Origin of the sequence: uncultured Cetobacterium sp. (genome assembly GCF_945952365.1) — a bacterium.
Lineage (GTDB): Bacteria > Fusobacteriota > Fusobacteriia > Fusobacteriales > Fusobacteriaceae > Cetobacterium_A.
The window spans coordinates 1-25,758 of record NZ_CAMFHX010000027.1 but is presented as its reverse complement, the minus strand read 5'-3'; the positions used below and the strand labels follow the sequence as shown (position 1 = coordinate 25,758).

The window sequence follows — 25,758 nt, the reverse complement described above, 5'->3', positions numbered from 1 at the left end:
AATGAAAACTAAATAGTTAATCTTGTTTTAATCTTTTTTATCTATATGTTTGATTCATTTATAAACTTAACACACTCTTTAGCTGTTTCAGGTGTTGAATTTTCAAGAAGAATATCAACATCTAAATTATATTTTTTTATACACTCTAAAAGAGTTTTTATATCAAAGTTTCCATGACCAATAGGAACGACTTTAAGACGATTATCCTCTACTAAGAAATCCTTTAAATGGATAATCTGAATTTTGTCAGAGAAAAGCTCAAAAGCTTTCTCGATAATCTCTTTTTGGTTTTGGAAATTTGTAATATCTAAATAGTTAGTTGGATCAAATATAACCTTTAGATTTTCAGAGGGAACAGCTTTTAGAGCTAAGTCCATCTTTTCAGGAGTACAGATAATATCTTTTTTAACTCCTTCAATACCAACAAACGTACCAGTTTTTTCAGCATGACTAACAATCTCTTTTAAAGTATCTAAGAAAGTATTAAATGCTTCCTCAGTGTCATTTAAAGGTGTGTAAGTATAGTCAGTTGTTAGACAACCAGTTTCAGTTCCAACAATACAGTTGTCAAAATTTTTAGAAAACTCAAGGTGATATTTAAATTTCTCAATATCAGCATATCTTTTTTCTCTATCTGGATTTCCCATATTGATATAGCAACCTAAAACAGAAAGTCTAACTTTTTCTTCAGTTAGATTATTTTTTAAAAAACCAGCTAAATCAGTATTAAGATTTTCTTTTGAAACTTTAAAATTAATAAAAGATTTCCCCAAAGCTAGTTGCATACATTGTCCATCAAGTGATGTTATTTTTTTTAAAAGTGATGAGAAATCCTCTAAATTGTAGTTTCCCATATCGTGAGCTCTAATTCCCACTTTCATCATAATTATTTCTCCTAAATCGTTTTTTTATAAATTACATTTTTGTCATATACAGAGTTTCCTTCAATATGTTCACCGTGGATATATCCACCACTTGTGATATATTTAGGAATAGAGTTTTCTTTTCCCTTTAAAGTGGCATCTAGAGTAACTAGAGCTAGTGCTTCAGGTGAATCAACTCTAGAGTTTAGATAGTTTGCATTCTCAACGAAATATCCATTTTTAAATTTAGTACTTACAATATTATCTCCGATAACTCTTGCCATTTTCAAATAGCTATCATTTTTTGTGATATTGTAAAGGTCAGTCATTAAAAAAATAGCGTAAGGTGATGCATTTTTTGTATTTAAATCAAGGTTGATATTTTTTCCATCAGGAGTTCCAATATCTCCTAAATTAAATGTTTTATTGACCATTCCTCTAGTGAAATTCCAAAGATCACCATCTTTAGAAACCTCATAAGACCGAATAAGTGCTAAAGGATATTCTTCAGTTGTTGGTTTTGTTCTAGTAAGCTTAGAACCTTTTTTACCATAGTATCCATCTCTGACTAAAACATAGTCAGTTAAATCAGTCCCATCATTCCAAATAGGCTTAATCTCTCCAGTTTCAAAGTCAAAAGCAACTTTGTAGAAGTTTTTAAGTGTATCGACAGACCAATTCAATAGATCTTTATCCCCAGTTTTTTTATAGATTTCAGTTAAAATTAAAGCGTTATCAACAACTATAGCTTTGGCATTTCCTTTAAATAAAGCATTTCCCTCTTTTGCTATATCACCAAATTCAGGACCGAATTGTCTAGAAGCTCTATCACCAAACTTAGAGTTTGTATCAGAGTCAGATTTCGGTGGCCACTCTCTTTGTTTTGGTGAAGAGAATTGGTATACAGGAGCTCTAGTTTTTGGATTTTTAGCAAGTTCAAACTGCTTCAAAAGAGTTTTAGCCCAACTAATCATATAAGGATTATTTTCAAAACTATTTAAAGTATATGCTGAGTAGACTAAATCTGAAGCAGCATTAATAAATGTTAATCCCTTTGTTTCTGGTAAGATAGGTAGCTTAGATGGATCAACAATATCTCTAGGAGTATTATTTTTAAAGATGTTGTTGTCGAAGTTTTTACTATAACTTCCATGTCTTCCCATATCTAAAGTTTCCCAATCCTCTACATGAGCATTCCAAAAAGCGGTAATATATTGTTTTGTATTTTGTGAATCAACTTCATATAAAAAATCGTAATAAGGAAAATGATTTTTTAACTCATGAACTTGGTTTTTATCTTGTGGTCCCTCTAGTTTAAGAGTGTCCAAATTAACAAAACGGTGTCCACCCCAATAGTAAAGACCATTTTTATCTGTAAAGTTAGTTAAAAAATATTTTGTAGTATCGATTGCTGTATCTCTATATTTTGAATCACCAGTAACTTCAGATAAGCTTACAAGCGTTCTTAAAAAGTTTTGTTGATTTGCAAAATTTGATATTTTAACTTTATCTCCATTTGGATATATCCATTCAACAGGCTCTTTAGTTAAAATGTTTATTCCGTCAGCAAATAAAGGAGTTGGATTTGTTTTACTTTTACCATTATTTAAGATATTGTTGTAGAATGTTTCGACACTTTCTAATCTAAGTTTATCATTTTCAGTATATTCAACTTTTCCAAGGGCTAAAGTTGTTAACCCTAGAAAAAGTGAAAGCTTTAAAGCTTTTGTCATAAGTTAATTTCCTCCTAATTATTTTCTTTTAAGAAATTATTTGTTACAGAAATCAATTGATTAGCAGCTTCTTCAGATGAAAGTTGTTTATATCCTAGTTTATCAACAATATCTTTAAGAGATGCATGTAGTTGTCTATGCTCAAATAAAGGATGGATTCCTTTTCCCGCAAATTCAATTACTTTATTATTAGCTTCTAAAATAAATGGATCTAGTAGATTGTTCTCTTTTAATGTAGAAACTGCCGATGCATTAGCTGGGATACCTCTAGAAACATCAAGTATTTTAACAGCTTCAGGATCAGAGACTAAGAAGTTTAAAAGTTGAGCAGCTTCTTTAGGATGTTTAGTATTTTTATTGATAGCTAGTGCCATTGAAACTTTAGAGAAACCAGATTTATAAGGACCAAAATCTGTTGGATATTCTCCAACAACTAACTCCTGCCCCTTTTCTAATGAATCTCTCCATTTAAGAGAAGCACTATCCCACTCGTAAGTTCCTCCAAATTTACCTACAATCCAACTAGGATGTTGATCAAGCTGAATATTTCCAGCAGCAGCTCTATCCTCTAAAGATGGAATAGTTTTTGTATTTACTAGATTTAGATAGAAATCAGCTGCATTTTTTATCTGTTCTGGTGTATATGCTACAGCATTATCTACAATAAAAGGTTTTCCAGTTTCTTGCTCTAACTTATAAAGCATTAGAAGAAGAGCACCGTAGTAATCTGCTTCAAATCCAAAGTAATCATTTCCTAGTTTTTCTTTCATAACTTTTGTAGAGCTAATAATATCATCAAAACTTTTAGGTAGTGTTAAACTAGCTTTATCGTAAGTGGTTTTATTGTAAAGGAAGACCCTTCCAGCTACTCCATAAGGAATAGCATTTAATTTTCCATTAACAACACACTGCTCTAAAATATTTTTATCATATTGATTTAAATCGATAGTAGAGTTCAGATCATTAAGATTGTAGAATCCATCTCCATTTTTCGAGAAAATATTTATCCAGTTCCAGTTAATTTGCATAAGGTCTGGAGCCATATTTCCTGCCATTTGAGTAGTTATTTTTTCTTGCCAACCTTGCCAACCACCGTATTCAGATTTAATTTTTATATTAGGATGTTTTTCTTCAAATAGCCTTAAAGCTTCTAAAGTTTTTTTGTGTCTATCGTCTCCGCCCCACCAAGAAACTCTCAAAGTTACTTCTTGATTAGTGGTAGGATTAGAGGCAGTATTTTCTTTATCTTTATTACATGCTGTAAAAGCTGAGATAGCTGTTAATGATAGAAAAATTGCTTTTTTATAACTCATAGACCTTCTCCTTGTGAATACAAATTTTTATTGATTTTCAGATAAAAATTGATTAGTTGTTGAAATTATATCTTTAGCTGTTTGTTCAACTGATGATTTACCGTATCCAAGGCTTTCGATAACTCCTCTTAAATCAGTATTTAATTTTTTATGTTCAAATAGAGGGTGAATTCCTTTACCTGCAAAATCCTTAACAGCGTTATTTGCTTCAAAAGCTAATCCTGTAAGTTGCCCACTAGCTTCTAACGTAGCTACTGCTGAGCTATTAGATGGAATACCTCTAGAAGTTCCTAAGATTTTAACAGCTTCAGGATCAGTAGTTAGGAACTCTACAAGAGTAGCAGCTTCTTTAGGATGTTTAGTATTTTTCTTTATAGCAAATGCCATAGATACTTTATTGAATGCAGATTTATTTGGTCCAAACTCAGTTGGGAAATCAGCAAGAACAAGTTTTTGATTTCCTTCAAGAGCATCTTGCCACTTTTGAGCTGAACTATCCCATTCGTAAGTTCCAGCATATTTTCCTTGAATCCAACTAGGATGTTGATCTAAAGGGATAAATCCTGCAGCAGCTCTAACTCTTAATGAAGGTAAAACGTTTTGCTCAACAAGGTTATTGTAGAATTTAACAGCTTCAACAACTTCAGCTTCAGAATAAGCTACTTTATTGTCAATAATAAATGGCTTTCCAGTTTCTTGTTCTAATTTGTAAAGCATTAAAAGAAGAGCACCATATGCATCAGTATCAAAAGCATAGTAATCATTTCCTAATTTTTCTCTAATTACTTTTGCAGAAGAGATCATCTCATCGAAATTTTTAGGAACTGGTAAACCAGCCTTAGTGTAAGTTGTTTCGTTTATGTAGAAAACCTTTCCAGTCATTCCAATAGGAATAGCATTTAGTTTTCCATTAACACTACATTGCTCTAGAATATCAGCACTATAGTTACTAAGAGTTATAGTATCTGAAAGTTTATTTAAATCATAAAAACCAGTTCCATCTTTAGAGAAAAGATCAATCCAGTTCCAGTTGATTTGCATAACATCAGGTGCAGTATTACCTATTATTTGAGTAGTGACTTTTTCTTGCCAACCACTCCATCCTCCATATTCCCCTCTAACTTTAATATTAGGATGCTTCTCTTCAAAAAGTTTTAAAGCTTCTAAAGTTCTTTTATGTCTATCGTCTCCGCCCCACCAAGACATTTTTAAGTTTACAACTTTAGAATTAGCTAAAGTGATTGTAGGATAGGCCATACCTATCGCAACAGAACTTAATAAAAGTAATTTTTTAAAATCCATAAACCTTACCTCCCGTATTATAAAAAAAATTGAAACTTGCTTCGTAGTATGTTAACATTCTAGGATACAAGTTAAAGATGCTTACACTTAAACATACCTCAAAAAATTAAAAAAGTCAAATTTTTATTAGGAATTTTACTTGATAAAAGTTCTAAAACGGTATGAAACAATCGGAGGAACGTCATATGAGTGAAGAAATGATGAGAAATTATAAAATAAAATGGGGTGATTACAAAAAATTAATTTTTTTAGCAGGACCAATAATTTTATCTAATTTTTTACAAAATTTATACAATTTGGCTGATTCATATTATATGGGGAAAATTGGAGGAGTCGAATTAGCAACATCCTCGTTTACGAGTCCAATAACACAGATGATAATAGGAGCTGGTAGTGGTTTTGCAATTGGAGGTGGAATAATTATAAGTCAATTGGTAGGAAAGGGTAGAAAAAAGGATGTTATTAAAATTAATAGTCAGCTTTTAAGTATAAATCTGTTGGCTTCAATAGCAATAATGCTACTTTCATTTTTATTTTGTAAGAAAATTTTAAAAGTTTCTGGAGCGAGTGGAGAGTTACTAGAAAAAAGTGGAATTTATATTAGATTTATATTTTTGACAATTCCTTTTACATTTATAATTTCGACATATACAACCATAAAGAATTCAAAGGGAAAAAGTATGTATCCACTCTATTTAATAGCCACATCTACAGTTGCTAATATAGTTTTAAACTCAATTTTTGTAAACAGATTAAAAATGGGTTTATATGGAATAGGAATTGCAACATTGATTGCAAATTTATTATTGGGATTTTATTGTATCTATGAATTGAATAAAAAAAGAGAGATTCGTTTGGTATTTTTTAAGATTCAAAAAGATATATTTTTGAGAATTGTAAGATTAGGAATTCCATCTTCTCTTACAACAATAACTAACTCTTTAAGTTTTATAATAATAAATATCTTTGTTGTAAAATATGGAACAGAGGTTTTAGCAGCTTATGGTGTAGGAAATAGAATAAATAATATCATATATGTTTTAATAAATGGTGTAGGAACTGCAGTTGCTATTTTAGTTGGACAGAGTGTCGGATCAGGAGATGTACCGAAAGCCAAAGCTATTTTGAGGGCAGGTATAATATTGGGTTTATCTATAGGAACAGTATCAATGATAATTTTATTTTTGATCTTAAGTCCAGTTGTCGATCTTTTTACATCTGATACAGAGATAAAAAGATACTCTATAAACTATTTGAGAATAATGCTTGTAAGTGTTATACCGTGGGCGATATTTCAATCTATAGCAGCTGTTTTTCAAGGAACGGGGCATACAAAGTTTGGAATGTACTCGCATTTTGGGAGAGTTTGGTTATTTAGAGTTCCATTTATCTTATTTTTTGAAAGAGTTATGAAAATAAATGAATTTTCAATTTGGTATTCGATGTTATTTAGTAATCTATTTGCATTAGTATTTGCGATTGCTTTATATAGAAAAGTTGATTGGAAGAAAAGAGTGTGAAAAAGCCCGCAAATTAAAGCGGGCTTTTAAATTAACCTTTTAAAAAATAGTTTGGATATTTTTCAATAAGATATCCAATTTTGTTTTTAAAATTAGAAAGATGTTTATCAATCATAGTGTCGACTTTATCAGTCTCACCGTTTTTAATAATATTAATAATCTCTTTGTGTTGATCAAGAGTTGGAACAAGATTAGTTTTTTCAATAGCATCTAAAAATCTCACACGATCGTAGTGTGTACTAAGTGATTGAACAGCTTCCCAGACTCTTTCTTTACCTACTTCTTTATAGATAATTCTATGAAAATCATTATCTAAAAAGAATAGTTCTGTATGATCCTCTTCAATTTGTGCAATAATATTTTGAAATTTTAGATTTTTTTCAAGTTCTTTAATTGCTTGAGGGGAAAAACTTTGAGTGGCTAATTTTAATACTTCTCTTTCAACAATTTTTCTCATAAAGAAAGCTTCTTCAACTAACTTTAAATCAATATATGAAACGAAAGATCCCTTTTGAGGATAAACATCCATAAGTCTTTCTTCTGAAAGTTTAACAACAGATTCTCTGATAGGAGTTCTACTAACTCCAAGTGTTTCTCCAATATCAGATTCACTGATTCCAGTTCCTGGTTGTATGTTAAGTATCATTATATTTGTTTTTAAAACTCTATATATAAAGTTTTTTGTATTTTCGCCAAATTGACGATTAACTTTAGATAAATTCAAAATGCACCTCCGAAAGATTCCTTTATATTCTAATTTATTATACCAGAAATATTAAAATGTGCAAAATATTAATCAAATAGAAAACAGAGACACACTTCTTAAATTTTACATTAAGCAGACATAAATTACGATATAAAAACAAAAAAACCATTTTTAAAATAAAATAGCTTGACTTTTTTAAAAATGTTTACTAGGATACTAGTGTAAAATAATTATGGGAGGTAACATAATGGATTGTATAAAATCAAGGTCAGAAAAGTACATTGCTGATTATTTAAAAAGCTATGAACCTTATAAGGGAAAGTGGTGTTATGAAGATGGATGTTTATTGCAGGGGACAATGTTACTATATAAAGCCACAGAGGATAAAAAATATTTAGAGTTTGTCTATGAGTATCTGAAAGAGTTTGTTGGGGAAAACGGAGTTATAAAGGGATATGATAAATCAGAATTTAATATAGACAATATAAACGCAGGAAAAGTTTTATTTGATGCTTATAATTTCACGGGTGATGAGAAGTATAGAAAAGCTATTGAGAAGCTTCACGAACAGATATTAGAGCATCCAAGAGTTTCGCAAGGAAATTTTTGGCACAAAAAAAGATATGAAAATCAAGTATGGTTAGATGGATTGTATATGGTTGAACCATTTTATATAAGATATGAAACAGAGTTTAATGGAAAAAGAAACTATGCAGATATATTTAAACATTTTGTAAATGTCAGAGAAAATATGTTTGATGAAAATAAAAAACTTCATTATCATGGCTGGGATACTGCAAAAAAATGTAGTTGGATTGTTCCAGAAACAGGGCTTTCGAAAAACTTTTGGTTGAGAGCGATAGGGTGGCACTTGATGGCAATGGTAGATACTCTAGAGTATATGTCAGAGGAGATATTCAATGAGTATAGAGGACTTCAAATTTTATTTAAAGAAGCTATAAGAGGAATAGATCAATATAGAGATTTAGAAAAAGATATGTGGTATCAAGTTGTTGATAAGCAAACTGAGACAGGAAACTATTTAGAGACTTCAGGAAGTTTAATGGTAGCTTACTCAATGATGAAAGGAGCAAGGTTAGGTTATATAAGTGAAAAGTATTCTGAAATTGGAAAAAAAGCTTTTGAGGGAGTTTGTAAAGAGTACTTAGAAGAGAAAGATAATGGTAGCCTAGCTTTAGGTGGGATATGCTTAGTAGCTGGATTAGGTGGATTTAATGGAGAAAATAGAGATGGAAGCTATGAGTATTATCTTTCAGAACCAGTTGTAGAAGATGATGTTAAAGGTAGTGGAATATTCTTAATGGCTTACAGTGAATATTTGTACTTAAATAAAATAAAGGGATGTGATGAATAATGAGAAGTAAAAAAATGAATGGATATTTATTTATAGCACCTTGGATAATAGGATTTTTAGTATTTACAGCTTATCCGTTTATATCTTCACTGTGGTTAAGTTTTACTAACTACAATCTATTGAGTGCTCCAAAATTTGTGGGACTTTCAAACTATATAAAACTTTTTAATGATCCATTATTTATAAAAACTTTATCGAATACATTGAAATATGTTTTTATAACAGTTCCAATTAAATTGGCTTTTGCACTGTTTATAGCAAATATTCTTAACTATAAACTAAAAGGAATAAACTTTTTCAGAACAGCTTACTATATTCCATCAATTTTAGGGGGAAGCGTTGCGATTGCTGTTTTATGGAGATTTCTATTTTCGGATCAAGGATTGATAAATATAATAATAGGTTCTTTAGGATTTGAGTCAATATCATGGCTAGGTGATCCAAGATATGCACTGTTCACAGTAAGCCTTTTGAGGGCTTGGCAGTTTGGATCTGCAATGGTAATATTCTTAGCGGCATTAAAAAATATTCCAGAAGAGTTATATGAGTCTGCAAGAATTGAGGGAGCATCAAAAACTATGATGTTTTTCCATATAACTATTCCTATGATTTCACCAGTTATATTTTTTAACTTTATAATGCAATTAATTCAAGCATTCCAAGAGTTTAACGGTCCTTATATAATAACGGGTGGTGGACCATTGAATTCAACAAAATTACTACCATTATTGATATATGACAATGCATTTAACTATTACCAAATGGGATATGCATCAGCTATATCGTGGATATTATTTATGATAATTATGGTGTTTACACTGTTTTCATTTAGAAGTCAAAAATACTGGGTACACTACTCTGATAGTGGGGAGGAGTAAAAAATGGAAAATATTAATAAAAATATATCAACTGGAAGTATAACAGAGGAGATAAGAAGAGAAAATTTAGCTAGAGCAAAGAAAAGAGCTATTATATCAGGAATGAAATTGGGAATGAGATATATAATTTTATCAGTTGTTGGAATTGCGATGCTATATCCTTTGATTTGGTTATTAGGAGCATCATTTAAAACAAATGCAGATATATTTACAAGTATAGGATTTATACCAAAAGATTTTAAATTTGATTTCACGGGGTATGTGAACGGATGGAAAACATCAACAGAGTATACATTTGCAACATACTTCTTAAATACATTTAAGATTGTAATTCCGAAAGTTATTTTAACAATAGTTTCAGCGGTTTTAACAGCTTATGGTTTTGCTAGATTTAAATTCCCAGGAAAAAAAATCCTGTTTGGAATCCTAATTTCAACACTATTATTACCAAATGTCGTTTTAAGAATTCCACAATTCTTGATGTATAAAAACTTTGGTTGGCTAGATACATATTTACCGCTATTTGTACCAGCGGCATTTGCAACAGATACATTCTTTGTATTTATGCTGATACAGTTTATCAGAGGATTACCTAAAGAGATTGAGGAAGCTGCATGTGTTGATGGATGTAATCCATTACAGACACTTGTATATATAATGGTACCAATGTTAAAGCCAGCAATAATTTCAGTAGCTTTATTCCAATTTATGTGGACAATGAACGATTTTATGGGGCCTTTAATCTATCTATCGAGCGTAGAAAAATATCCAGTTGCACTAGCTTTAAAGATGTCGATGGATGTAAGCAGTAATGTAAACTGGAATCAAATTCTAGCGATGTCGATAATAGGATTAACACCTTCGTTACTTGTGTTCTTTGCTGCACAAAGACACTTTGTTGATGGAATATCTGCTGGAGGAGTAAAAGGATAAAAGGGGAAAATATGAACGTAAATATAGCTCTAATAAATTCAAGAAGTATAACATTTGTAATAGATAATGGAGATAAATTTTATTTAAAAAGAAAATTAACTGCAAAAATTGGAGATAGAGTTTTTGCAGTTGAAAAAGTAGTAAACAGTGTTTACAATTTAGAACCAGATACGAACTATATTTTAGAAATTTTTGAAGATGAGAATCAAGTTCTAATAAAAGAGTTTAAAACAGCGATTGAGAGTTTTACTCTTAATGTTAAAAAATTTGGTGTTAAAGGGGATGGAGTGTCAAATGATACTCTTCCTTTACAAACAGCAATAATGTCTTGTCCAAAAGATGGAAGAGTGTTCGTTCCTGCGGGAAAGTATTTGGTGACATCTTTATTTTTAAAAAGTGATATGACCCTAGAATTAGCTAAAGGTGCAGAGATTTTAGGGGATACAAAAAGAGAGAATTTTGGAATTTTACCAGGAGTTATTGAAAATGAAAAAGATGAAGAATACTACTTAGGAACTTGGGAAGGTAATCCACTAGATAGTTTTTCATCTATAATAACAGGAATAAATGTTGAAAATGTAAAAATATTGGGTGAAGGAACAATCAATGGACAAGCCACTAAAGAAAATTGGTGGTCAAATCCTAAAGTTAGAAGAGGGGCATGGAGACCGAGATCGATATTTTTAAATAGTTGTAAAGATGTTGTTTTAGAGGGGATAACAATAAAAAACTCTCCATCATGGACAGTTCATCCATTTTTCTGTGAGAATTTGAGATTTATAAATCTCAAAATAGAAAATCCAGCGGACTCACCAAATACAGATGGAATAGACCCAGAATCTTGTAAAAATGTTGAGTATTTAGGAATAGATTTCTCTGTAGGTGATGATTGTATAGCTATAAAATCAGGAAAATTATATTTAGGTGAAAAGCTAAAAACTCCTTCTGAGAATTTTTTAATAAAACATTGTCATATGAAATATGGTCATGGTGGTGTTGTGATAGGAAGTGAGATGTCTGGTGGAGTAAAAAATATTCTGATTGAAAAGTGTGTTTTTTATAAAACAGATAAAGGGATTAGAGTTAAAACTAGAAGGGGAAGAGGAGAAACTGGGATAGTTGATGGAATAACGGTTAAAGATGTTTATATGGATGCAGTAAAAGTTCCATTTGTATTTAACTCATTTTATTTCTGTGATCCAGATGGAAAAACAGAGTATGTTTATTCAAAGGAAAAGTTACCTGTAGATAAAGGAACTCCTCAAATTAAAAATTTAATTTTTGAAGATATTGAATGTGAAAATACCGAGGTTTGTGCTGGGTTTTTATATGGATTACCAGAGAAACCGATTCAAAATGTAAAGTTTAAAAATGTTAGTATTAAATTTACAAAGGATGAAGTTGAAGAGGATTATCCAGCTATGATGTCATTTATAGAAAAAGAGGCAAAAGCAGGATTTTTTATAAAAAACTCTGAGAATGTAAGTTTTGAAAATGTTGAGATAATAGGAAACGTTGGAGATAAAATAAGAGACTAAGAAAAGATTTAAAAGAGGGGCAATATGAAAAAGTATATAAAGATTAACAGGAAAGATAATGTAGGTGTTGCCTTGTGTTTTATTCCTGAAGGTGAAATTGTAGAGATTGATGGAAAAAAACTTAAATTGAAAGAGGATATAAAAAAAGGTCATAAATTTGCAATAGAAGCTATAGAGATAAATCAAAACATAGTAAAGTATGGTATGCCGATAGGGTATAGTTTAAAAAATTTAGAAGTTGGCGAATGGGTTCATACTCATAATTTAAAAACTAATTTGAGTGATTTAGATACGTATTCATATGAAAATTTGAATGAAATTGACTTAGAAAGAGATAAATCTAGAAAAGTAAAAGTTTATTCGAGAAAAAATAATAAAATAGGTATAAGAAATGAGCTTTGGATAGTTCCAACAGTTGGGTGTGTAAATGGAGTAGGAGAGAATATAATTAATGAGTTTAAGAAAAGATTTGATACGTCAAATCTTGATGGCTTAAATATTTTCAAACATAATTACGGTTGTTCTCAACTTGGAGAGGATCATATTAATACTAGAACAATTTTACAAAATATAGTTAAACATCCAAATGCAGGAGGAGTATTGGTACTTGGATTGGGATGTGAAAATAATCAGGTAAAGGAGTTTAAAGAAACTTTAGGAGAGTATGACTCTGCTAGAGTTAGGTTTTTAATAGCTCAAGATGTTGAAGATGAGATTGAAGATGGAATAAAATTACTAAAAGAGTTATATGATAATATTTTATTAGAAAAAAGAGTTGAGAAAGAGTTTGGAGAGTTAGTAATTGGACTTGAGTGTGGAGGGTCTGATGGATTCTCTGGAATTACAGCTAATCCTCTTGTGGGAGAGTTTTCAGATTATTTGGTAGAGCATAATGGAACAACTATATTGACTGAGGTTCCAGAGATGTTTGGAGCTGAGACTTTACTGATGGAAAGATGTGTGACAGAGGATGTTTTTAATAAAACTGTAGATATGGTTAACAATTTTAAAAAATATTTCATCTCATATGACCAATGTATTTATGAAAATCCATCCCCAGGAAATAAAGAGGGTGGAATTACAACATTAGAAGATAAATCTTTGGGATGTACTCAAAAATCTGGTATTTCTAAAGTCCAAGATGTTTTAAAATATGGTGAAGTTGTAAAAGAAAGAGGTCTTATTTTACTAGAAGCTCCAGGAAATGATTTAGTAGCAACTACAGCTTTAGGAGCTGCGGGGTCTCATATTGTGCTATTCACAACAGGAAGAGGAACGCCTTATGGTGGATTTATTCCAACGGTAAAAATATCTACAAACAGCGAACTAGCTAAAAAGAAACCAAAATGGATAGATTTTGATGCTGGAAAATTACTGAATGAGGATATGACTATGAAGAATCTATCGAAAGAGTTTATAGATTATATAGTCGATGTTGTTGAGGGTAAAAAAACAAATAATGAGTTAAATAACTTTAAAGAGATTGCTATTTTTAAAAATGGAGTAACTCTTTAAATAAAAAATGTGGGATGTGATAAAGTGTTAATACAGATCGATGATAGCTATAGTCTTCAAGATGTAATAAATAACATTCAACAAGAACAAGCAACAATATATTTAAAAAACGGAATATACAGAGAGAAAGTTATTATTGATAAGCCAAATATTACTTTGATTGGTGAAGAAAGAGGAAAGGTAATTTTGCTTTGGGATGATGCTTCAGGAACAATAATGAGAGAAAGTCCAGAAAAAACATATGGAACAACAGGAAGTGCATCAGTTACAATAACTCAAAATGGAAATGGTTTCACTGCTAAAAAAATAGTTTTTAAAAATGAGTTTGATTATCCAAATTCAGATTTAAAAAATAAGCAAGCAGTAGCTCTAAAAAATGATGCGGACCAATCTTATTTTGAGGAGTGTGACTTTTTAGGTTATCAAGATACTCTTTATGCAAATAAAGGAAGACAGTATTATAAAGATAGTTATATAGAAGGAAATGTTGATTTTATATTTGGAGGAGCACAGGCTTACTTTGAAAATTGTAAGATATATTCGATACCTAGAGAAACTGGTGTGGGATATGTAATGGCACCTTCAACATTAGAAACAGAAGAGGTTGGATACGTATTTGACAACTGCAACTTTGTAAGTGATGGAGAAAAAAATACTATTTTTATAGGAAGACCTTGGCATCCTGGAAAAAGAGAGGGATATAATCCAAGTGCTGTGGTTATGAACTCAAATTTAGGAGAACATATAAGGGATTTGGGATGGGATTCGATGTCTGGATTTTCTCCTGATGCTGCAAGATTTTTTGAATATAACAACAAAGGTGAAGGAAATATTTTAAACACTAAAAGAAGGTTATTAGAAGAGAGAGATTTAGAAAAGTATAGCAAAAAAAGTATGTTTAAAGACTGGGATATTTAAAATGGATGGACACTTTGGTCCATCCATTTTTTAAAATATTCTACATTTTAATTCAGAACAAAGTTCTTCAAGTAAAGATATTCCAGCAATAGGATTACCCTTTTGGTCTAAAGCTGGAGAATAAACTCCTATTCCCATTTTATGAGGAACAACAGATACAATTCCACCACCAACTCCACTTTTAGATGGCAATCCAACTCTGACAGCAAACTCACCTGAGCTATCATACATTCCACATGTAACCATAAGAGTTTTAACAATTCTACTAACACGTTCTGAAACTACTTGTTCTCCACTAGAAAGTTTTCCTTCGTTAGCTAAAAATAGTCCCAATTTAGCTATAGTTTTAGCTGTAACATCAATTGAGCACTGTTTGAAATATATTTCTAAAGCGTCTTCAACATTTCCTGTTATTATTCCTTCGGCTTTTAAGTAATACCCCATAGCTCTATTTTTATTTCCAGTTTCAGCTTCACTCAGATAAACTTTTGGATTTAATTCAAGAGTTGAATCCTCTGTTATTTTTTTAAAAAATTCAAGGAGTCTATTGAATTTATGTTTTGCGTCATCACCCTTTATCATAGATGAAACAACAATAGCTCCAGCATTAATCATAGGGTTGTAGGGTTTTCTTCTACTAGAAGTTTCAAGTTTTCTTATTGAGTTAAATGGGTCACCACTTGGGTCCATTCCAACTTTAGAGAAAACATATTCTTCGCCATTATCTAAGATAGCTAACATTAAAGCTACAACTTTAGATATACTTTGAACTGTAAATTTTACATTATAGTCACCTGCAAAATATTCATTTCCATTGTTATCTAAGACATATATTCCAAGATCGTGAGGATTAGATTTTTCTAACTCGGGTATATAGCTAGCTACCTTTCCTTGTTCTGTAATTTTTCTATGTTTTTCAATTAAATCATTAAGAAGTTTTTGCATTTATTGCCTCCTAAAGTACTATATTTCAACGATATATATGAGTATAATACCTTTATTATTAATAAGAAGTAAAATATATTCTTTAAATATCAAAATACAGTAAAATTTGTTTATTATATAATAAATTTGTTTATAGATTAACTAAAGTAAATACTGCTAAACTTTCGAAAACTATATCATAAACAAGAGCTAAAGCTGGTATTTTACTTTCTATATGAGGAGCTAAAGACACCTCTGCTCTTTTTGGAGCTGGAATTAAGTTTGAATTAGCCTTTTTAGATATTGTAGTTCCAATACCAAATTGTATAGCTTCAACCTCTGGAATTAAAGAGAAAGCTATACTAGAAAATCTATTTTTAAATAGATTCATATCTGTATCAAAAGGAAGATTTATTTCAAGAGAGCTACCAAGTGCATCGTTTGTGATAATCATTTTTTGGATAGCTACTCTTATATAGGCTTCATTTTTTTCTCCATGGAAAATTCCGCCAATTTCAAGGGGGGTAACAGTTGGAATAGATGTAAGAAGTTTTTTACAAAGAGCTCCAACAAGAATCATACTAGAGATGAAATCTCCATAAGTATAAATGAAAACTATATCCTCACCAGTTGTTGTTTCATCATTTATACCAGAAATAACATCAATCTCTTCAAGTGGATTTGGAGAGTAACCCTCCATAGTTCTTTTAGCTAAATCTTTTCCAAAGTCTAAAGCTGTAATAGCAACTCCTTTTGGAAAATTTGAAATTGTTAATTTAGTTCCGTTTTCTATATTTTCAAAATTGATTTTAATTTTTTCACCAAAAATCATAAAAACCTCCAAGATTAAATTTAGTTTACTTTATATTATATAACAAAGTTTATTTAATCTCTAGATAAAGAATATTAATTTTTTAAAAGTTATTTATTTGAACAAAGATCGTTAAGTTCTTTTTGACATTGCTCCCAAGTTCCGACAATAAGAATACCATTAGATTCAACTCTCCAAAAGTGATTAGAAACTCTTTTAAATCTCATTAAAATTCCCTCCTTAAATTCCTCTACATAATTGTATAAGTGAAAAATAAAAAAATATAAAATTCATCTAATAGAATTATACTTTAATGTAGAAAGAAAATCAAATATTTTTTTACATTTTTGTAGAAAAATAGTATAATGATAAAAAAGAGAGATAGGAGGAGTGTGTGAAAACAAAATTTGGTATTTATTTAGAAAAATTTATGATAAAAAATAATTTTACCTTAGAGTATGTTGCAAAACAAACAGAATCTTCTCTATCTGTAGTAGGACATTACCGTAAAGGAATTAGAATTCCAAAAGATGATTTTATAGAGAGATTTATAGAAAGATTTATATCTTTAGAGAGCGAAGCTGATGAGATAAGGTATGTAGTTGCTTACGATAGAACTCCGGATTTAATAAAAAAGAAACTTGAGGAACCTAGAACTTTGAAAGATGTTAAAAAAACAGAGATTATAACACTTCCTGTGTTAGGAAAAGCAGCCGCAGGATTGGGACATGCAAATTTTGAGGATAACACTAGAATGGAGGTTTTAACTTCAATTACTAGTATAGGAGTTCCCAAAAATGCATTTATGGTAGAGGTTAGTGGAGATTCAATGTTTCCAACTCTTTCAGATGGGGATTTAGTAATAATTAATCCATTACAAAAAGAGATAGAGAGTATAGATGGAAAAGTGTGTGTTTTAAATTATCACGATCAAACATATATAAAAAGAGTTAAGGTAAAAAAATCAGAAATTAGATTAATTTCTGATAACTCTGATAAAAAAAGATATTCAGATATTATTATATCTGGAGAGGATTTAGAATATTTAAAATGCCACGGAGCAGTAATAGAGAGTAGAAGAAAACACTAGGATTTTAATCCTAGTGTTCAGCTTGTTGACCAAGGTATCTTGGTCGCAAGCTTTTTTTATGTATTTTTCTATTTTTTCTTCAAAAAATAAAGAAAAGTGTGAAGAGTTTTCATTCTTCCACTTCCAAGTTGATAATTTTTTTAATTCATGCATACAAATTTGAGAGTTAGCTCCATTGTCACTTTCGCTAGCCCTCTATAATTAGTATATCTTCAACTAAGTCTATATAATCTTCCCAAACATGTCTTATAACTATCTTTGTTGTATTTTTACTATGAGTACAATATTCTATTAAATTACATTTCTTACAAACTTTAGCATCACTCTTATATTGCTTATACCCTTCTCTAGTAGTTGTTGAATAATTTAAAACAAATACAGCAATCATAATATATATCATGAACATAATCATATTTAAAAAAAAATCCTTTTTTAGTCATTGGACGTTTATACGGCATAACTGGAATCTTATTATTATCTATTATTAAACTTAGCAATTGCAGGAATTTTATATTCTGCATCAACAGCAAAATCTAAAATGAAATTATTTTTATCGCGTATATCAAATCCAAGAAACCAACTTATTTTGATTAGTTAAGTTCTTTGATAATTTCATTTAGAATGTGTTTTGCAATCTCTGATTTTGGTTGCTCTTCAAAAATTATATTTTCTCCACTTTTTTTAATGATTTGTATGCTGTTTGTAGATTTTTGCATATTTTCTGCGTTGTTAGCAACAATGAAATCTAGATTTTTTTTAATTAGTTTTTTATTTGCATTTTCAACTATGTTTTCTGTTTCTGCTGCGAAACCAACAAGGATTTGTTTTTTCTTTTTTTGCCCCATATTGAAAAGGATATCTGGATTTCTTTCTAAAACAACAGTCAACTCTCCATCAGCTTTTTTTATTTTTTGCTCTGAGTAATCTTTTGGTCTATAATCAGCAACAGCAGCACAGGCAATACCTATATCCTGCTTATCGAATCTTTCCATAACAGCATCAAACATATTTACAGCACTTCTAACTCTAACAAACTCTTTTAGTCCATGAGGTATTTCAAGATTTGTTGGTCCAGAAACTAAAGTAACATCAGCGCCTAAGTCTACAGCAACTTTAGCTAAAGAGTATCCCATCTGTCCACTTGATCTATTTGAGAAGTATCTAATAGGATCTAAAGCTTCCTCTGTTCTTCCAGCTGTGATAATAACTTTTTTTCCTTTTAATAGTTTTGGTAGTGGAGCTAAAACCTCTTTTTCTATTATTTCAACAATTTCAGCTTCATTTTTTAATCTTCCCTTTGCATTTACATTACAAGCTAAGAAACCTTCATCTGATTCTATGAATTTATATCCTAAGTTCTCCAATTTTTTTATATTAGACTTTAAAATAGGATTTTCATACATATTAACATTCATAGCTAAAGCAAAATAAACTGGCTTTTTACAAGCTGATATTACAGTTGAAAGCATATCATCTGCAATTCCATTGGCAACTTTTCCTACTATATTATATGTAGCTGGGGCTATTAAAAATACATCTGCCCAATCTGCTAAAGATATATGTTCAACTTCAATTTGGTGGTTTCTTTCCCACATATCAGTGACAACTCTATTTCTAGAAAGTGTTTCTAAAGTCTGTGGAGTTATTATATTTGTTGCGCTCTCAGTCATTATAACTTTAACGTTATATCCTTTTTTTCTTAAAATAGATATTATATTAGCTGATTTATAGGCAGCAATACCGCCTGTTACACCAATTAAGATATTTTTCATAAATTTTGTCCTCCTAAGATAAAAAAATTATAATAATTATTATCTATTATACTATTTTAAGATGAAAAAAAATAGAATTTGTTATATAATTAAGATTATAATTAAAAAAGGAGGCGTTGATGAAAGTAGTTGCATTTAACGGAAGTCCAAGAGAAAAAGGAAATACATATTTTGCATTGAAAATGGTTGCAGAAGAGTTAGAAAAAGAGGGGGTGGAAGTTGAGATAGTTCATGTTGGAAATAAAATAATAAGAGGTTGCGTAGGATGCAATGGGTGTGCTAGAAATAGAGATGAGAAGTGTGTTTTAGAAGCTGATAACTATGTGAATGAGTGGGTTCAAAAAATAAAATCAGCAGACGGAATTTTACTGGGATCACCTGTACACTTTGCAGCTATGAGTGCAACGATGAAATCATTTTTAGATAGAGCATTTTATGTTGCTTCAGTTAATGGAGGGATGTTTAGACATAAAGTCGGAGCATCAGTTGTAGCAGTGAGACGTTCTGGTGGAGTACCAACATTTGATCAATTAAATAACTATATAAACTATTCAGAGATGCTAATGCCAACAACTAATTATTGGAGTGTAATACATGGATTAAAACCTGGAGAGGTTGAAAAAGATGAAGAGGGAACTCAGATAATGAGAGTTCTAGGAAGAAATATGGCTTGGTTATTGAAGATGGTAGATTATACAAAAGATAAAATTGCACCACCTGAAAAAGAGAATAAGAGATATACACACTTTATAAGATAGAAAAAACCTCAGAGGATATACAATTCTCTGAGGTTTTTTTGTTTTATATACTAGATTTTTTTAAATTTTTATTTATTCCAAACACTTTAAATATTATAAGAGTTAAAATAAATGTAAGAACATCGGCAAAAGGTAGTGTTAACCAGATACCATTAACTCCTAAAAATTTAGGAAGAATTATTATTCCAATAGCCATGAAGACCACGCCTCTACAAACAGAGATTATATTGGCAAGTAAGGCTTTATCCATGGATTGAAGATAAGATATATTCATGAAATTAGCACCGACAAATATAATAGCACTTGAGTATAGGAAAAGCCCTTTTGCAGTATATTCAAAAAGATTTGATTCTGTAGTAAATATTTTTACGACATCTAAAGCGAATATTTTCGCAATAATCAAAGCGACAGCTGCTGAAATAAAACAGAATCTATGAGAGTATCTAAATATTTTTAAAACTCTTCTATAGTTACGTCTACCGTAATTGAAGCTAACTAATGGCTGAATCCCTTGAGCTAATCCAGTGAATAACATTCTATAAATAACAAAAGAATAAGAGATAATACCGTATGCAGCAACTCCAATCTGTCCTTCAGATTTAGAAAGAGTTATATTTAGTAACACAGTTATAACCATAACTGCAAATTCTAAAATGAATGACGAAAGTCCAAGAGAACAAATCTTTCCCATCAGCCTCCACTCAATCTCTTTCGGATTAAATTTTAATCTGAAAGTTGAATTTGGAAAATGAAGGCAAAGATAAATGGCAGAAAGAATCTGTCCAATAGCTGTAGCGTAAGCTCCACCTTCAATTCCCATTTTAAGTGTAAATATGAAGACATAATCTAAAACGATATTTGTAATAGCTCCTATGAAAAGTGAATTCATAGCTTTTTTAGGAGCGTTATCATTTCTAACAATAGCATTTAATGAGATTGATAACATTAAGAAAAATGTTGCTATGATACATGGATACATATACCCTTTAACCATAGGAAGTAGTAACTCTGTAGCTCCTAAAGATTTCATAATCTGATTAGGAAACATAAAAACTAAAGAAGCTATTAGTACATAAAAAATTAAGTTTAAAACAATAGTATACGTAAAACATTTATTTTTAAATTCTTGATTATCACTTTTTAATGAAATCAGTGTAGCTCCCCCGGCTCCAAACATCAAGCTTAAAGCAGCTGTAAGGTTAATAATAGGATATCCTATATTTACAGCTGCGATTCCTATACTACCGATTCCTCTTGAAATAAAAACTCCGTCAGCAACAACATAAAGTGAGTTAACAAGCATTCCGATAGATGCAGGTATAGCAAATTTGTAAAAAAGTTTATTAATTGGTTGATTCTCTAATTGATTCGTTTGTATTGGCATTTTTTCTCATATCCTCTTCGTTTTCTAAAAGTTTGAGAGTTTTCATCTCTCTTTTTGTCATAATAAAAGTAACAGTAACCGATAAAATATCGGCACATGGAACGGCCATCCAAATACCTTTAACTCCCCAAATCTCAGAAAATAGGAGCACGAGTGGTATTAGGAATAGAACTTGTCTTGATAAGCTTAAAAACATTGTAGTTTTTGGTTTACCAGTAGCTTGGAAATATATAGCTGCAATAATTTGGAAGCCGATAAAAGGAAACATCAGAGTGAAGACTCTAAGTCCTTTTGAGGCAGCATCTAAAAGTTCAGGGTTATGTGTAAATATAACTATAAAGTATTTAGATAAAAATTGAATTGCAAGAAAACCTATAACAGAGATTGTAACAGCTCCTTTTACAGCAAGCATGAAAGCCTCTCTAACTCTATGGTATAGCTTAGCACCATAGTTGAAACCTAAAATAGGTTGAACACCTTGATTTATTCCAAAGATTGGCATAAAAATAAATGTATTAACTGCATTTACTATAGTCATAGCACCAACAGCCACATCTCCACCATGCTTCATAAGTGAGCTATTTAAAACAAAACTAACAACACTAGAACCTATCTGTAGAACAAAAGGTCCAGCACCTATAACGAAAATATCTTTAACACTTTTCCAGTCTAAAAATAGATTTCTTAGATGTAGTTTTATACCACTGTATTTAGATGTAAAATATCCTACAGTCCATATAGCAGATATAATTTGAGATATGATAGTAGCAAAAGCAGCTCCTTTAACACCCATATTTAATCCAAAAATGAAGATAGGGTCCAAAATAATATTGGTAATAGCTCCTAAAAGTAGTGTAATCATAGAAATTTTAGGATTACCATCTGATCTAACAGCTGCATTTGTAGCGTATCCAATCATTAAAAAAGGAAAGCCTAAAGCTACAATTGTCAAATAATCTCTTGCAAATGGTTCTGTAGCAGGACTAGTCCCAAGCTTACCAATATAGAAATTCATAGAAAAAATAACTATAACAGTTAGGATGACACCTAAAATAACAGCAAGAGAGGTTGCATTTCCAAGATATTTTTCAGCTAAATCTTTTCTTTTTTTTCCTAGAGCAATAGAGATGTTTGTAGCTCCACCAAGACCAATTAAAAGACAAAATCCAATTGATATAATCATTATAGGAAATACTACACCAACTCCAGCAATAGCCAAAGGTCCAATTTCAGGAATATTTCCGATATAAATTCTATCTACTATATTATATAGAGCGTTAACAAACATTCCAATAATAGCAGGTAGAGAAAATTTAACGAGTAACTTACTGATAGGTTGCTCGCCCATTTCTTTGTGTTTTTCTTTCATAGAATTCCCCCAGTTTTAATTTAGTTTATCCTTAATTATAGCTTAAAAAATTTAGAAAATCAATTTTGTTTGATATAAATAAGTGATTGGAATCTATCAAAAATAGTTGTATTATATATGTAACATATAAAAGTTTAGAGGGGTTTTTATGTCTAAAGTAAAAATTAATATTGATAAATCTTTAAAAGAATGTATCTATATTCAAATTTATGATAGTTTGAAAAAACAAATTCTGAGTGGAGAGATTTCTGTGGGAACGAAACTTCCTTCAATCAGGCAAGTTGCAATGAAATTAGATGTAAATCAAAATACAATAATACAAAGTTATAATTTATTGGAAGAAAAAGGATTGATAAAAAAAGTTTCGGGTAAGGGATGTTTTGTAGAAGAGGTTTGTGTATTTAAAGTTGAAGAGAAAGAGATTCCTTTAATAGAAAGCTTTAAATATGGCCAAAATCCAAAAGTTGCAAGAATAAATTTTTCTAATGGGACACCGAGTTCTAAATATTTTCCTTTGAATGATTATCGAAAATTTATGGATGAAGTTTTTTCTGAATATAAAGCTGATATTTTTCAATACCAGAATATTCAAGGTGTTGATAGTTTAAGAGAGCTTCTTTCAGAAGAGTTTGAGAAAGAGGATATCTTTGTTAAAAAGGAAAATATTCAGATAACTTCGGGAACACAACAAGCTTTAGATATAGTGATAAAACTTTTTTCAAAAGAGGTGAAGCCTACGGTAGCTTTATCAGATCCGACATATCCTAATGCATTAAATATATTTAAAGGTTGGTGCAATATAAGAACTTTAGATATAAAAAGTGATGGTTGGGATTTAGATGAGCTTGAGGAAATTTTAAAAAAAGAGAAGATCGACTTTGTATATGAGTGTATAAATTTTCAAAATCCAACAGGTGTAAAGTGGTCTTTAGAAAAGTGTAAAAGGCTTTTGAAATTAGCAGAAACATATAATTTTTATATAATAGAGGACGATAGTTTTTCAGAGTTTTATTATTCAAATCAAAAGCCTAAATCTTTAAAAAGTTTAGATAAAGTAGGAAGCGAAAGAGTTATATATGTAAAAACATATTCGAAAATTCTTATGCCAGGAATTGCCTTAGCAGTTATGATAATCCCAGAAAGATTAGTTCAAAGAGTTCTTCTGATAAAATATGGATTAGATACAACAACTTCAGGTGTGAATCAGAAAATTCTTGAAAAGTTTATAGTAAAAAATCGATTATCAGAGCACTTAAATGAATTAAGAAAAGAATTTGGAGAAAAGCAAAAATTAACTCTTGAGTTATTAAAAGATATACAACATTTAGAAGTTATGCATAAACCAGAGGGTGGATTTTTTATATGGATAAAATTATCAGATAATATAGATGGTGAAAAGTTGTATCAAAAGTGTAATGAGAGAGGGGTTGCACTTCTACCTGGGGCAATTTTTTATAGAGATAAAAGAGACGTTTGTAAAATAAGATTAAGTTTTATATCTCCATCCCTAGAAGAGATTAAATTAGGTATGGAGATATTAAAAGAGACATTATTTCTTTGTAATGTGGAAAATTCTAAAACATGTAGTAACTAAGATAATTCCAAGAGCCATAGAACCAGCAATTATTGAAGTTTCCATTCCTTTTAACATAAACTCTTGATATCTATTTTGTATAAGGTGTAGCATAGTAAAATATACTCCACCTCCAGGTGCCATAGGAATAAGTGCAGCTATAAGTAAAGTAGGAACCGTAGTTTGTACTTTTTTAGCCATTACTTCAGAATAAAAGGCTGTTATAGCTGTAGCTAAAAGATAGCAAGTTGAATATGAATAACCCTTCTCTGTGAAAAATAGATAGAAAAACCAGCTGATAGCTCCTCCGATTCCAGAGTATACTATTAATTTTCCTCTAACATTGAAGAGAATAGCAAAGCTAACTGTAATAAAAAAAGCAAAAATAACCTCGATAAGAAACATTAAAACCCCCCAAAATTAAAAAACAGTTTAGTAACAAGTCCAGCTCCAATAGCGATGGCTCCTCCAGTCATTAGAACTTCTGTAGCTCTAGATGTACCAGAGATTAAATCTCCTGCTATAATATCTCTAATAGAGTTTATGAAAGCAACTCCTGGAACAAGAAGCATTAAAGATGAAATAATACTGATTGATGGACTAGGTATAATTCCATTTATATAAAAAAGATTTGAAACTAAAGCACAGATAGCTCCAGAAATTAGATTTATAAAAAAACTATTTAATTGTAATCCTGAAACAATATATGAAAATAAAGCTACACCGGCTCCAGAAACAAAGGCAGCAGCAAAATCATTTGCCCCCCCTTTGAAAGAGACAACAAAGCTAGCAGCCCCTAAGGCTGAAGCAACTAAATTCATTCCAAATCCATATGCTCTAATCTTATCAATCTCTTCTAAAGATTTTTTTAACTCAGAAAATGAATATGAATCAATTTCTTTTATAATTTTGTGCACTTGATGAATTTTATCTAAATTAGAAGATCTAGAATTGATTCTTTCTACTAACGAAACAATTTCTCCGTTGACATTTTTACCAGAAACAATTATACAAGTTAAAGTAGCGAAGCAATCAATTTTTAAATTGAAATGTTGTCCAATACGAGAAATAATATCTTCAACTCTATAAACTTCTCCGCCACTAGTTAGTACTATTTTGCCGGCGAAAGTTGCTAGTTGAAGAACGTGATGTTCTGAAACAAGTTGTTTTTTTAGCATAAACTCTCCTATAAATTCTAAAAATTTAAAACATATCTAATAGTAGCATTAAACTTTATAAAAATCAATAAAGACATTTTTTAAAAATAAAAAAAACTTGTTGACATAAAGTTTAAATTGTGGTATTATTATCTTGTTGAGAGCGAAAGCGATCAGCCTGGGTGGCGGAATAGGTAGACGCACGGGACTTAAAATCCCGAGCTATCTGATAGCGTGCCGGTTCGATTCCGGCCCCAGGCACCAATATATGTGGTGAGGTTCCCGAGCGGCCAAAGGGATCAGACTGTAAATCTGACGGCTCTGCC

23 protein-coding genes and 1 tRNA gene are annotated in these 25,758 nt (G+C 30.6%); 11 read left to right on the top strand and 13 right to left on the bottom strand.

Annotated elements, in window-relative coordinates:
• Positions 1 to 41: 41 nt before the first annotated feature.
• From Q0O83_RS09440 to Q0O83_RS09425, 4 genes are read right to left on the bottom strand one after another with little or no spacing between them, the layout of a single operon-like run.
• Entirely contained in the window at positions 42 to 884 is an 843-nt protein-coding gene (locus Q0O83_RS09440) for a sugar phosphate isomerase/epimerase family protein (RefSeq protein WP_294096503.1), read from the bottom strand.
• 11 nt (positions 885 to 895) lie between these two features.
• Positions 896 to 2,596 (bottom strand): hypothetical protein, encoded by a 1,701-nt coding sequence (locus tag Q0O83_RS09435; protein ID WP_294096501.1) that lies wholly within the window; start codon positions 2,594 to 2,596, stop codon positions 896 to 898.
• A 14-nt stretch (positions 2,597 to 2,610) separates the two neighbouring features.
• Positions 2,611 to 3,909, bottom strand: coding sequence for an ABC transporter substrate-binding protein (locus Q0O83_RS09430; RefSeq protein WP_294096500.1), 1,299 nt, complete (start codon positions 3,907 to 3,909; stop codon positions 2,611 to 2,613).
• 27 nt (positions 3,910 to 3,936) lie between these two features.
• Positions 3,937 to 5,211 (bottom strand): ABC transporter substrate-binding protein, encoded by a 1,275-nt coding sequence (locus Q0O83_RS09425; protein WP_294096499.1) that lies wholly within the window; start codon positions 5,209 to 5,211, stop codon positions 3,937 to 3,939.
• A gap of 185 nt (positions 5,212 to 5,396) precedes the next feature.
• On the opposite strand from Q0O83_RS09425, the gene Q0O83_RS09420 reads away from it, so the two are divergent.
• Positions 5,397 to 6,731, top strand: coding sequence for an MATE family efflux transporter (locus Q0O83_RS09420; protein WP_294096498.1), 1,335 nt, complete (start codon positions 5,397 to 5,399; stop codon positions 6,729 to 6,731).
• Positions 6,732 to 6,762: 31 nt separating this feature from the next.
• On the opposite strand, the gene Q0O83_RS09415 is transcribed toward Q0O83_RS09420, so the two are convergent.
• Complete coding sequence (locus tag Q0O83_RS09415) at positions 6,763 to 7,455, bottom strand: GntR family transcriptional regulator (protein WP_294096496.1); 693 nt, start codon at positions 7,453 to 7,455, stop codon at positions 6,763 to 6,765.
• Between the two features lie 229 nt (positions 7,456 to 7,684).
• On the opposite strand from Q0O83_RS09415, the gene Q0O83_RS09410 reads away from it, so the two are divergent.
• From Q0O83_RS09410 to Q0O83_RS09385, 6 genes are all read left to right on the top strand, one after another.
• Entirely contained in the window at positions 7,685 to 8,812 is a 1,128-nt protein-coding gene (locus Q0O83_RS09410; protein ID WP_294096494.1) for a glycoside hydrolase family 88 protein, read from the top strand.
• Entirely contained in the window at positions 8,812 to 9,690 is an 879-nt protein-coding gene (locus Q0O83_RS09405; protein WP_294096493.1) for a sugar ABC transporter permease, read from the top strand. Before Q0O83_RS09410 ends, Q0O83_RS09405 begins: the two co-directional genes overlap by 1 nt.
• Before the next feature lie 102 nt (positions 9,691 to 9,792).
• Positions 9,793 to 10,623, top strand: coding sequence for a carbohydrate ABC transporter permease (locus tag Q0O83_RS09400; protein WP_366515960.1), 831 nt, complete (start codon positions 9,793 to 9,795; stop codon positions 10,621 to 10,623).
• 11 nt (positions 10,624 to 10,634) lie between these two features.
• Positions 10,635 to 12,161 carry a glycoside hydrolase family 28 protein gene (locus Q0O83_RS09395; RefSeq protein WP_294096489.1) on the top strand — a complete coding sequence of 509 codons (1,527 nt, stop codon included), beginning with the start codon at positions 10,635 to 10,637 and terminating at the stop codon, positions 12,159 to 12,161.
• Between the two features lie 24 nt (positions 12,162 to 12,185).
• Positions 12,186 to 13,676, top strand: a complete 1,491-nt coding sequence (locus Q0O83_RS09390) for an altronate dehydratase family protein (protein ID WP_294096488.1) — start codon at positions 12,186 to 12,188, stop codon at positions 13,674 to 13,676.
• 24 nt (positions 13,677 to 13,700) lie between these two features.
• Entirely contained in the window at positions 13,701 to 14,594 is an 894-nt protein-coding gene (locus Q0O83_RS09385) for a pectinesterase family protein (protein ID WP_294096487.1), read from the top strand.
• A 30-nt stretch (positions 14,595 to 14,624) separates the two neighbouring features.
• On the opposite strand, the gene glsA is transcribed toward Q0O83_RS09385, so the two are convergent.
• Together glsA and Q0O83_RS09375 are read right to left on the bottom strand one after the other, a co-directional pair.
• Entirely contained in the window at positions 14,625 to 15,539 is a 915-nt protein-coding gene (gene glsA / locus Q0O83_RS09380) for a glutaminase A (protein WP_294096485.1), read from the bottom strand.
• Between the two features lie 130 nt (positions 15,540 to 15,669).
• The gene (locus Q0O83_RS09375) at positions 15,670 to 16,350 is read right to left on the bottom strand and encodes a hypothetical protein (RefSeq protein WP_294096482.1); all 681 of its coding nucleotides are present in this window, start codon (positions 16,348 to 16,350) and stop codon (positions 15,670 to 15,672) included.
• A gap of 373 nt (positions 16,351 to 16,723) precedes the next feature.
• Between Q0O83_RS09375 and Q0O83_RS09370 the strand changes: the two genes are divergently transcribed.
• Positions 16,724 to 17,419: a S24 family peptidase gene (locus Q0O83_RS09370; protein WP_294096480.1), complete on the top strand. Its 696-nt coding sequence runs from the start codon at positions 16,724 to 16,726 to the stop codon at positions 17,417 to 17,419.
• 187 nt (positions 17,420 to 17,606) lie between these two features.
• Here the strand turns inward: Q0O83_RS09370 and Q0O83_RS09365 are convergent, their stop codons facing one another.
• Both Q0O83_RS09365 and coaBC read right to left on the bottom strand, forming a co-directional pair.
• The gene (locus Q0O83_RS09365; RefSeq protein WP_294096479.1) at positions 17,607 to 17,825 is read right to left on the bottom strand and encodes a transposase; all 219 of its coding nucleotides are present in this window, start codon (positions 17,823 to 17,825) and stop codon (positions 17,607 to 17,609) included.
• Between the two features lie 184 nt (positions 17,826 to 18,009).
• Positions 18,010 to 19,191, bottom strand: coding sequence for a bifunctional phosphopantothenoylcysteine decarboxylase/phosphopantothenate--cysteine ligase CoaBC (gene coaBC, locus Q0O83_RS09360; protein ID WP_294096477.1), 1,182 nt, complete (start codon positions 19,189 to 19,191; stop codon positions 18,010 to 18,012).
• Between the two features lie 119 nt (positions 19,192 to 19,310).
• Here coaBC and Q0O83_RS09355 point away from each other — a divergent pair, with 119 nt between their 5' ends.
• A complete protein-coding gene (locus Q0O83_RS09355) occupies positions 19,311 to 19,949 on the top strand; it encodes a flavodoxin family protein (RefSeq protein ID WP_294096475.1) in 639 nt (212 codons plus the stop codon).
• Between the two features lie 43 nt (positions 19,950 to 19,992).
• Here the strand turns inward: Q0O83_RS09355 and Q0O83_RS09350 are convergent, their stop codons facing one another.
• Positions 19,993 to 21,333 carry an MATE family efflux transporter gene (locus tag Q0O83_RS09350; protein ID WP_294096472.1) on the bottom strand — a complete coding sequence of 447 codons (1,341 nt, stop codon included), beginning with the start codon at positions 21,331 to 21,333 and terminating at the stop codon, positions 19,993 to 19,995.
• A complete protein-coding gene (locus Q0O83_RS09345; RefSeq protein ID WP_294096470.1) occupies positions 21,293 to 22,702 on the bottom strand; it encodes an MATE family efflux transporter in 1,410 nt (469 codons plus the stop codon). Before Q0O83_RS09345 ends, Q0O83_RS09350 begins: the two co-directional genes overlap by 41 nt.
• A 148-nt stretch (positions 22,703 to 22,850) precedes the next feature.
• Between Q0O83_RS09345 and Q0O83_RS09340 the strand changes: the two genes are divergently transcribed.
• Complete coding sequence (locus Q0O83_RS09340) at positions 22,851 to 24,296, top strand: PLP-dependent aminotransferase family protein (protein ID WP_294096469.1); 1,446 nt, start codon at positions 22,851 to 22,853, stop codon at positions 24,294 to 24,296.
• Here the strand turns inward: Q0O83_RS09340 and Q0O83_RS09335 are convergent.
• Positions 24,252 to 24,680 (bottom strand): threonine/serine exporter family protein, encoded by a 429-nt coding sequence (locus Q0O83_RS09335; protein ID WP_294096468.1) that lies wholly within the window; start codon positions 24,678 to 24,680, stop codon positions 24,252 to 24,254. The genes Q0O83_RS09340 and Q0O83_RS09335 overlap by 45 nt on opposite strands.
• A complete protein-coding gene (locus Q0O83_RS09330; protein WP_294096467.1) occupies positions 24,680 to 25,453 on the bottom strand; it encodes a threonine/serine exporter family protein in 774 nt (257 codons plus the stop codon). The genes Q0O83_RS09335 and Q0O83_RS09330 overlap by 1 nt, the downstream gene beginning before the upstream one ends.
• Before the next feature lie 155 nt (positions 25,454 to 25,608).
• On the opposite strand from Q0O83_RS09330, the gene Q0O83_RS09325 reads away from it, so the two are divergent.
• Positions 25,609 to 25,696, top strand: a tRNA-Leu gene (locus Q0O83_RS09325).
• Positions 25,697 to 25,758 lie beyond the last annotated feature (62 nt).